The sequence below is a fragment of the Larkinella harenae genome (genome assembly GCF_054780515.1).
Genome location: NZ_BAAGWE010000025.1, coordinates 1 through 8140, shown reverse-complemented (window position 1 = coordinate 8140; position 8140 = coordinate 1). Strand labels below are relative to the sequence as shown.

The 8140-nt window shown below is 46.7% G+C and carries 8 protein-coding genes, 1 tRNA gene and 1 rRNA gene; all 10 read right to left on the bottom strand.

From position 1 onward, the window contains the following. Positions 1–154: 154 nt before the first annotated feature. Complete coding sequence (gene trpA / locus ACYVH9_RS31480) at positions 155–970, bottom strand: tryptophan synthase subunit alpha (RefSeq protein ID WP_460640431.1); 816 nt, start codon at positions 968–970, stop codon at positions 155–157. A gap of 72 nt (positions 971–1042) precedes the next feature. Next, entirely contained in the window at positions 1043–2245 is a 1203-nt protein-coding gene (gene trpB, locus ACYVH9_RS31475; protein WP_460640430.1) for a tryptophan synthase subunit beta, read from the bottom strand. Positions 2246–2411: 166 nt separating this feature from the next. Next, positions 2412–3056 (bottom strand): phosphoribosylanthranilate isomerase, encoded by a 645-nt coding sequence (locus tag ACYVH9_RS31470; RefSeq protein WP_460640429.1) that lies wholly within the window; start codon positions 3054–3056, stop codon positions 2412–2414. Further along, a complete protein-coding gene (trpC, locus tag ACYVH9_RS31465) occupies positions 3053–3877 on the bottom strand; it encodes an indole-3-glycerol phosphate synthase TrpC (protein WP_460640428.1) in 825 nt (274 codons plus the stop codon). Before trpC ends, ACYVH9_RS31470 begins: the two co-directional genes overlap by 4 nt. Positions 3878–3970: 93 nt before the next feature. Continuing rightward, complete coding sequence (gene trpD / locus ACYVH9_RS31460) at positions 3971–4960, bottom strand: anthranilate phosphoribosyltransferase (RefSeq protein ID WP_460640427.1); 990 nt, start codon at positions 4958–4960, stop codon at positions 3971–3973. Between the two features lie 26 nt (positions 4961–4986). Continuing rightward, complete coding sequence (locus ACYVH9_RS31455) at positions 4987–5661, bottom strand: class I SAM-dependent methyltransferase (RefSeq protein ID WP_460640426.1); 675 nt, start codon at positions 5659–5661, stop codon at positions 4987–4989. Continuing rightward, positions 5658–6224, bottom strand: coding sequence for an anthranilate synthase component II (locus ACYVH9_RS31450; protein ID WP_460640425.1), 567 nt, complete (start codon positions 6222–6224; stop codon positions 5658–5660). Before ACYVH9_RS31450 ends, ACYVH9_RS31455 begins: the two co-directional genes overlap by 4 nt. A gap of 12 nt (positions 6225–6236) precedes the next feature. After that, the gene (locus ACYVH9_RS31445) at positions 6237–7676 is read right to left on the bottom strand and encodes an anthranilate synthase component I family protein (protein ID WP_460640424.1); all 1440 of its coding nucleotides are present in this window, start codon (positions 7674–7676) and stop codon (positions 6237–6239) included. A gap of 177 nt (positions 7677–7853) precedes the next feature. Further along, a tRNA-Pro gene (locus ACYVH9_RS31440) sits at positions 7854–7927 on the bottom strand. Positions 7928–8017: 90 nt separating this feature from the next. Beyond that, positions 8018–8129: ribosomal RNA gene (gene rrf / locus ACYVH9_RS31435) — 5S ribosomal RNA — on the bottom strand. Positions 8130–8140: the final 11 nt, after the last annotated feature.

The window sequence follows — 8140 nt, the reverse complement described above, 5'->3', positions numbered from 1 at the left end:
ATAACCGACTCATAACCACTTGGTTAGTTCCGCCTGCTACCGGTTGGCTGCTCTGCGCTTCCCCGATTTGGGACTGCAAAGTACCGCATTATTTTCCCGTTTGTCAAGACATAAAACGAAAATAATTTTAGGATTTTTCTTACTTTACTGATTATTAGGCTATAACCCCTGAATTTATTTTTTCTTCCGGTGCCAAATGTCGTATTGACTTAATGAAATCAGCGATTGCTGCGGCTTTATTTTCCTGTTTTTGTTCTAGCAGACGAACGAAAGCACTGCCGATAATTGCGCCATTAGCGTATTGACTGGCCGTTAAAAAGGTGGCATTATCCTGAATTCCGAAACCAATCAGACGCGGATTTTTAATATTCATTTTTTGAATACGGCTAAAATACGCTTTCATCTCGTCGGTAATGCCTTTCTGAGAGCCAGTTGTGCTCGCTGACGAAACCATGTAAATAAAACCGTCAGACAATTGATCAATCTGCTGAATACGGGATTCGGAAGTCTGCGGAGTGATTAAGAATATATTCAGCAGGCTGTAGCGATCAAAGATTTCTTTATAGTCTCGCTCGTACACATCGATGGGCAGATCGGGCACAATAATTCCATCTACGCCAACCTCTGCACATTGCTGACAAAACGCTTCAATACCAAACTGAACGACCGGATTTAAATAACCCATTAGTAGAATAGGTACCTGAACCTTCTCACGAATTCCTTTCAATTGTTCAAACAGGACGCGCAACGACATGCCATTCATCAGAGCTTTCTGATTGCTTTGCTGAATGGTTTCGCCATCTGCCACCGGATCTGAATAGGGCATACCAATTTCAATGATGTCGACACCGGCTTTCTGTAAGCTTTCCAGAATGGATACGGTATCGTTCAATTGGGGAAATCCCGCTGTGAAGTAAACATTGAGGATTTGCTCGGACTTACTTTGAAACAATGCAGAAATGCGATTCATGACTGATGGAGTTAGGAAATGGAATTTTGTCCCACTGTTTCAGTAGCGGGCCCAATCCGGTGACTCGAACAATTATTTAGGAAGATAGGTGGTGTAGGCTGCCAGATCTTTATCACCTCGGCCGGAAAGACAGATGACGGTGACCTCTTCGGGCTTGGCTTTTAGTTTGGAAATACAGGCTAGCGCGTGCGACGACTCCAAAGCTGGAATAATTCCTTCCAGTCGGCTCAACTCAAAAGCAGCTTCTAACGCTTCGTTATCCGTGATTGCGTAAAAAGTACCACGTCTGGAGGCAAACAAATGCGCGTGTAATGGGCCAATTCCAGGATAATCCAGACCGGCAGAGATAGAATAGGGTTCAACCACCTGTCCATCTTCAGTTTGCATCAAAATGGTACTGCTTCCGTGCAAAACACCCGGCTTTCCTAAAGCCGTGGTAGCGGCCGAGTGGCCCGAAGCTAGACCTTGGCCAGCAGCCTCGGCGGCAATCAACTGAACTGACGGTTCGTCTAGATAATGATAGAAAGCCCCGGCGGCATTGCTACCTCCACCCACACAGGCAATAACGTAATTGGGATTGGCTTGTCCCGTCTTCTCCAGCAATTGCTTTCTGACCTCCTCGGAAATAACGGATTGAAAACGTGCCACCATATCCGGATAAGGATGAGGTCCAACAACAGAGCCTATCACATAATGGGTGTCAACCGGATTGTTGATCCAGTGACGCATGGCCTCATTCGTTGCATCTTTGAGCGTTTGACTACCACTGGTGGCCGGAACCACACTGGCACCTAACATCCGCATCCGATCAACGTTTGGCTTTTGGCGCTCCATGTCAATACTGCCCATGTATACAATACACTCCAGACCCATGAGCGCACAAACCGTAGCCGTGGCCACACCGTGCTGGCCCGCGCCGGTTTCGGCCACAATTCGTTTTTTACCTAGCCGTTTAGCAACCAGGATTTGACCGATGGTATTGTTGACCTTATGAGCACCCGTATGACAAAGATCCTCACGCTTCAGATAAACGGTCGTGTTGTAAGCTTCGGACAAACGGCGGGCGTGAAAAAGTGGCGTCGGACGCCCTACATAATCGGTTAACAATTCCCGAAACTCGCGCTGGAAAGAAGGGTCGGCAATAATGGATAAATAATTCTGACGCAATTCCTCCACATTGGGATAAAGCATTTCCGGAATATAGGCTCCGCCAAACGTTCCGTAATAGCCCCGTTCGTCGACCTGGTAAGCTGATTTTATTGCTGTGGTTTCCATTGTACTCAAAAACAAGAAGGCTGCAACCTCTAATCGCAATTGCCACAGGTGTGTAGCCGCAATGGGTATGATTCAGGATTGCTGCTCGATTTATTAAAGGCAGAAAGGCCCTTGAAGGCAGTTTCAGACTGTCTTAGAACGTAAAGTGTATCTCATCAAGTTCGGTTTAAGCGACGGTTTCTTCTTCGATCGGTTTTAATCCGGTGAGGATGGCTTTGACCAATTCGATGTCTTTCAGGCCGGGGCTCATTTCCACTTTGCTGTTGATATCAATACCGTAGAGCTTGAGATGCTTGATTTTATCCAGGGATTCCAGGCTATCTGCATCGATTCCTCCGCTGATAAAGAACGGTTTTTCGTTGTCATACCGGTTCATCAAACTCCAGTCAAACGTAATTCCGTTGCCACCAAACTGTTCTCCTTTCGCATCAAAAAGGAAAAAATCACACGATGGTTTGTAATTATTGATCATGCTGAAGTTGAACGATTCATCAACCGAAAACGCTTTGATGATGCTAATGCCACGGTTTCGCAGGTTCCGACAGAAATCCGGCGTTTCATTGCCGTGCAACTGAACATATTGCAGATCGTATTTTTTCACCATCCGTAAAATGTAATCCGGACTGGCATTTACAAATACACCTACTTTTTTCACGCTGCGCGGAAAGGACTTCAACAAGTCAACGTCCAGCTCTTCTCCAACAAACCGGAGCGATTTGTCGTAAAAAATAAATCCCATAAAATCGGGGGCCAGGGCCAGCAATTCACGGATGTTGTCGGAATCCCGCATTCCACAGACTTTTACTTTCATACGATGTATTGGTTTTGAGGTAATGGATGCAATGGGTTTAACTCGTCAATCAGTTGCTTCAATGCTTGCGCCGGATCAGACGTTTTCATGAATGTTTCGCCAATCAGGAATCCCTGATAACCAGCTTCCCGAAGAGTCACAATAGATTGGGCTTGCTGCAAACCGCTTTCAGAAATTTTGACGAACGATGCTGGAATGAGCGACGAAAGGCGCACTGATGTTTCAATATCGGTCACAAATGTTTTCAGATTGCGGTTGTTGACGCCCACCAGGTCTACGGCATCTGTCAGGTGGTCGGCCAGTTCCTGCTCGTCATGGACTTCGAGCAGCACTTCCAGCCCCAGTTCGTGAGCCAGCTGGCTGTAGTCAATAACCTGCTGAGGAGTCAGGCAGGCGGCAATGAGAAGAATGAAATCTGCGCCGATTGCTTTGGCTTCAACAATTTGGTATGGATCAATGATAAAATCTTTCCGGATAATCGGTGTCAAGGGATTCGCGGCCCGGGCCTGTTTCAAATCATCCGTGGTACCACCGAAAAAATGCTCATCCGTCAAAACCGATAAACAGGCGGCACCTGCCCGGACGTAGCCTGCCGTTGTTTCGGCCACCGAAACCTGGTCGTTAATGATTCCTTTGGAAGGCGATTGGCGCTTGAACTCGGAAATGATGCCCGATGATCTGGATTGAAGAATAGCCTGGCGGGCAGACAATGGTTTTCGGCTGAACAACGGCTGCTGTTCAAGTTCCCGCTGCGAGACTACGGTTTTTTGATATGTTACTTCTGTTCGCTTACGCTCAATAATCCGTTCAAGTACGTCCATTCTATTGGTATTCCTCTTTATGCCGGTGGTACTGCTTTATACTCTTATTATTTCAAATTGTTCAGGTATTATTTCAAATTGTTCAGGCAGCTCTTAATCTGCCACTAATTTTTTAAGACTTGCCAATGCGCGCTTGCTCTCCAGCGATTCCCGTGCCTGTTGAATGCCTTCTTCAACGGTTTTTGCCCGTTCGGCGGCTACCAGTGCCAAAGCAGCGTTGGCAACCACTGCGTTCGTTTGCGCCGGGGTTGCTTCATTGTTCAGCACATTCATGAAAATTCGGGCAGAGTCTTCAACGGACTTTCCACCAGCCAGCTGCTCGGGTGAAAGCTGGGGCAAGCCAATTTGTTGCGGAGTCAGTACTTGCTCAGCGTGTGCGGAGATCGTCTTGAAAGCGCCGGTCAACGACACTTCATCATAGCCATCCAGAGCGTGTAGGATCATAAACCGCTTGGGCGTTTGCTGATAAAGATACGCATATAATCTGGCTAATTCAAGACTAAATACCCCAACCAATTGTTTTTTCGGGAACGCCGGATTTACCATAGGACCCAGGACGTTAAAAAATGTTTTCACACCAAGTTCTTTCCGAATTGGTCCGACATTTTTCATGGCGGGATGAAAAAGTGGAGCGTGCAGGAAACAAATACCAGCAGATTCAACTTTTCTGCGCAGAACGTCGTAATCGTTGGTAAACCGATAGCCGAGGTATTCCATAACAGTTGATGATCCGCACAGGGACGAAACGCCGTGATTGCCGTGTTTGGTGATGCGTTGGCCCGCACCGGCCACCACAAAAGCCGCTAAGGTGGAAATATTGAACGTGTCCTTGCCGTCGCCCCCGGTTCCGCACAGATCCATCACATCGTACTCCGACAGATCAACCGGCAGACAGAGTTCGAGCATGGCGTCCCGAAACCCTTCCAGTTCTTCAACGGTAATGCTACGCATCATGTACACCGTCAGGAAAGCTGCAATTTGCGAGGTATTGTATTGACCCGTGCTAATGCCCACCAGAACACGCTGGGCCTCGGCTTTGGTCAGTGTCTTGTATTCGAATAAGTGGTTTAGTATTTCTTTCATCGTATACTGAAATTATGAAATGTCGATTATCGTTTGATGCAAAGCATTTGGTTACCGTTTTTCTGAAAATGGTAATCAACTGTAATCACCTTAGCTTGAAAGCCCTTTTGTTGGTATTCAGCCAAAATAGTATCTACAAATTCTGAACGCTGATTGGCCAGATCAACCAGTGGAAAAACCCTGACCTCAGCAGCTACGCGCATAAGTTCCCGAATAGCTTGTATGTGAAATTCTTCCGACAAATGAGTGGAATACAAAAACAGTAAGTGCGAACAAAGCGCCAGGTCAAATGACTGATCGGCAAAAGAGGTCACTGGGAGTGATTCTGTCTGATAGAGCCCATTTTGTTTCCCACTGTCATAATTGGCCAGAAAAAGCTGCATGGCTTGTATTCGTTGATTCCCTAAATCATCCGGATCCCGAAAATCCGTCCAGTTGTAATGCGCCGAATTCGTCTTTAGCTGCTCTATCAAAGTGTTATAGGTTTGCTCGATTCGTGTTGCTATTTCTGCCGACGAAAAAGTATAAATGGGGTCAATCGATACTACGTTATAACCCAACTGCTGCATTTCGGTGTTAAAGCTAGCTGGCCCATCACCAACACCAAGAATTCTCTTGCTTAGGTCCGATTCCGTCAGATTGAACATTCGACGATATTCCCGCAATGTCCGGCCCCAGGGAACAACGGCGTCCAACTTCATGCTTCCAGCCAGTTTTGCAGCATTTGTTTTCCGTGCTCGGTCAATACTGATTCGGGATGAAACTGAACTCCGCGCACATCGTATTCCTTGTGAGCAACACCCATAATCCGGCCTTCTTCATCGACTGCCGTCACCACTAACTCTGCCGGCACACTGCCCGGAATAACCGTCCAGGAGTGATAGCGTCCAACCAGCAGCTCTTCAGGCAAGCCTTTAAATAGCCGCTCCGAAGTACTTTTGACAAAGGTGCGATGTGCCACGCCGTGGTAGACATCGGACATGTTTTCCAGCGTTGCTCCAAATACCTCACTGATTCCCTGATGGCCCAGGCAGATTCCTAAAATGCTCTTCGTAGGGGCATACCTGCGAATGATTTCCTGCATAATGCCCGCTTCTGACGGGATACCGGGGCCCGGCGACAACAGAATTTTGTCGTAAGCATTGACATCTTCCAGCGAGATTTTGTCGTTCCGGTATACATCAATGGTATGGCCTAACTCGCGGAGGATGTAGACGAGGTTGTATGTAAACGAATCGTAATTATCAATGACCAGCACTTTCATAAAACCTTTCTTTTAGATTGTTTCGGCCTGTTTCATGGCCGTCCGAAGCGCCATTAGTTTGTTATGAACTTCCTGTAACTCGCTTTCCGGGCTGGATTTGGCGACAACACCGGCACCAGCCTGGTAATGCAGCACATTATTACGGCTCATGAAAGTCCGGATCATGATAGCCTGGTTGAAATCACCCTTGAAATCCATGAAACCAATACAACCCGCGTAAAAACCGCGGCTGGTTTGTTCATACCGATCAATCAATTGCATGGCCATGTGTTTGGGCGCGCCGGATAAAGTACCCGCCGGAAACGTTTCGCCAACAATCTGCAAGGGTTTTGCATGATCATCCATTTCGCCCACTACTTTTGATACCAGGTGGATAACATGTGAGTAAAACTGAACTTCTTTAAAGGTTTCCACTTTAACGGTTTTACAATTCCGGCTCAGGTCGTTACGGGCTAGGTCCACCAGCATAACGTGTTCCGCGGTTTCTTTGGGGTCATTGTGCAGTTTCTGCGCTAATTCAGCGTCTGCAATATCATCGCCGGTCCGCCGGAATGTGCCCGCAATCGGGTAAATGATCGCATTTTGCCCTTTCACTACGATCTGGGATTCGGGTGAAGAACCGAATAACTTATAACTGCCGTAATCAAAATAGAAAAGGTAAGGGGAGGGATTTAAGGACCGAAGTGCCCGATATACGTTGAATTCGTCGCCCTGAAAAGCGGTAGAGAACTTCCGCGAGAGAACAATCTGGAAGACATCCCCCCGGTGGCAGTGATCAATTCCTTTTTGAATAACTTCCAGAAATTCCTGATCCGTAAAATTAGACTGCTCAGTCTGGGTTGTCTGGAAAGAATACGACGGGAAGTTGCGGTTTTTGATCAGCGTCTCAATGTAGTCGAGGGTATCATCTTGTGTTTCTTCACCGTCCTGCTGATAGGTGTGCTCGAAAAGATAAAGCTCATCCTTAAAATGATTAATCGCAATAACGTAACGAAATGCCTGGTAAACGACTAAAGGGACATCATTTTCGGATGGGGCCGCTTTCAAGGAAATATCTTCAAAGAACTGAACGGCATTGTACCCGATATGCCCAAAGAGACCATTCGTTATAAATGGAAAAGCGTACTTTTGGTAATCAAAGCACGCTCTAAATTTCTCGATTTCAGAAAGCAAATTGACTTCGTTAGAAGCTTCAACGGTATTCGACGATCCCCCCGGATAATCAACCAAGATTGTTCTTCCGTCAAACTCAAACTTCGCGATAGGATCAAAGCAGATGTACGAATAGCTATTGTCATTTCCATGGTAATCTGAGCTCTCCAGCAAGATGCTGTTTACAAATTTATCTCTCAGACGTAAATAAATACTGACGGGTGTCAGCGTGTCAGCCAGCATTTTTCGATAAGAGCTGATCACTTTAAAGGAAGGATGTATTTGAATTTTCGTGTTCATAGAAGGTAGAATGGTTAGAAACAAAAAAAGCCCACTGTGTTGAACAGTGGGCTTTCGAAAAACCGATTTGATGGTTACAAAGCATGCAGGCGCTGTTCAACTTCGATTTGAAGAAGAACGCCACCAAAGGTTAGAAGAAGTAACTTGAAGATGCATGTTTGTAAACTATTAATTAAGTCGGGGTGGCGGGATTCGAACCCACGGCCTCTACGTCCCGAACGTAGCGCGCTACCGGGCTGCGCTACACCCCGATCAATGCGCAAATATAATTCTTTACTAGTAACCGGAAAGAAAATATTTGTCCCCATCTCATAAGAATGAGATGGGGACGTATTAATCTGTGGTGGCGGCAACCTACTCTCCCGGAAGTGACTCCAGTACCATCGGCGTAACGGGGCTTAACGGCTCTGTTCGGTATGGGAAGAGGTGTTCCCCCGCACCCTTACCACCATCCCAGCTCTTGC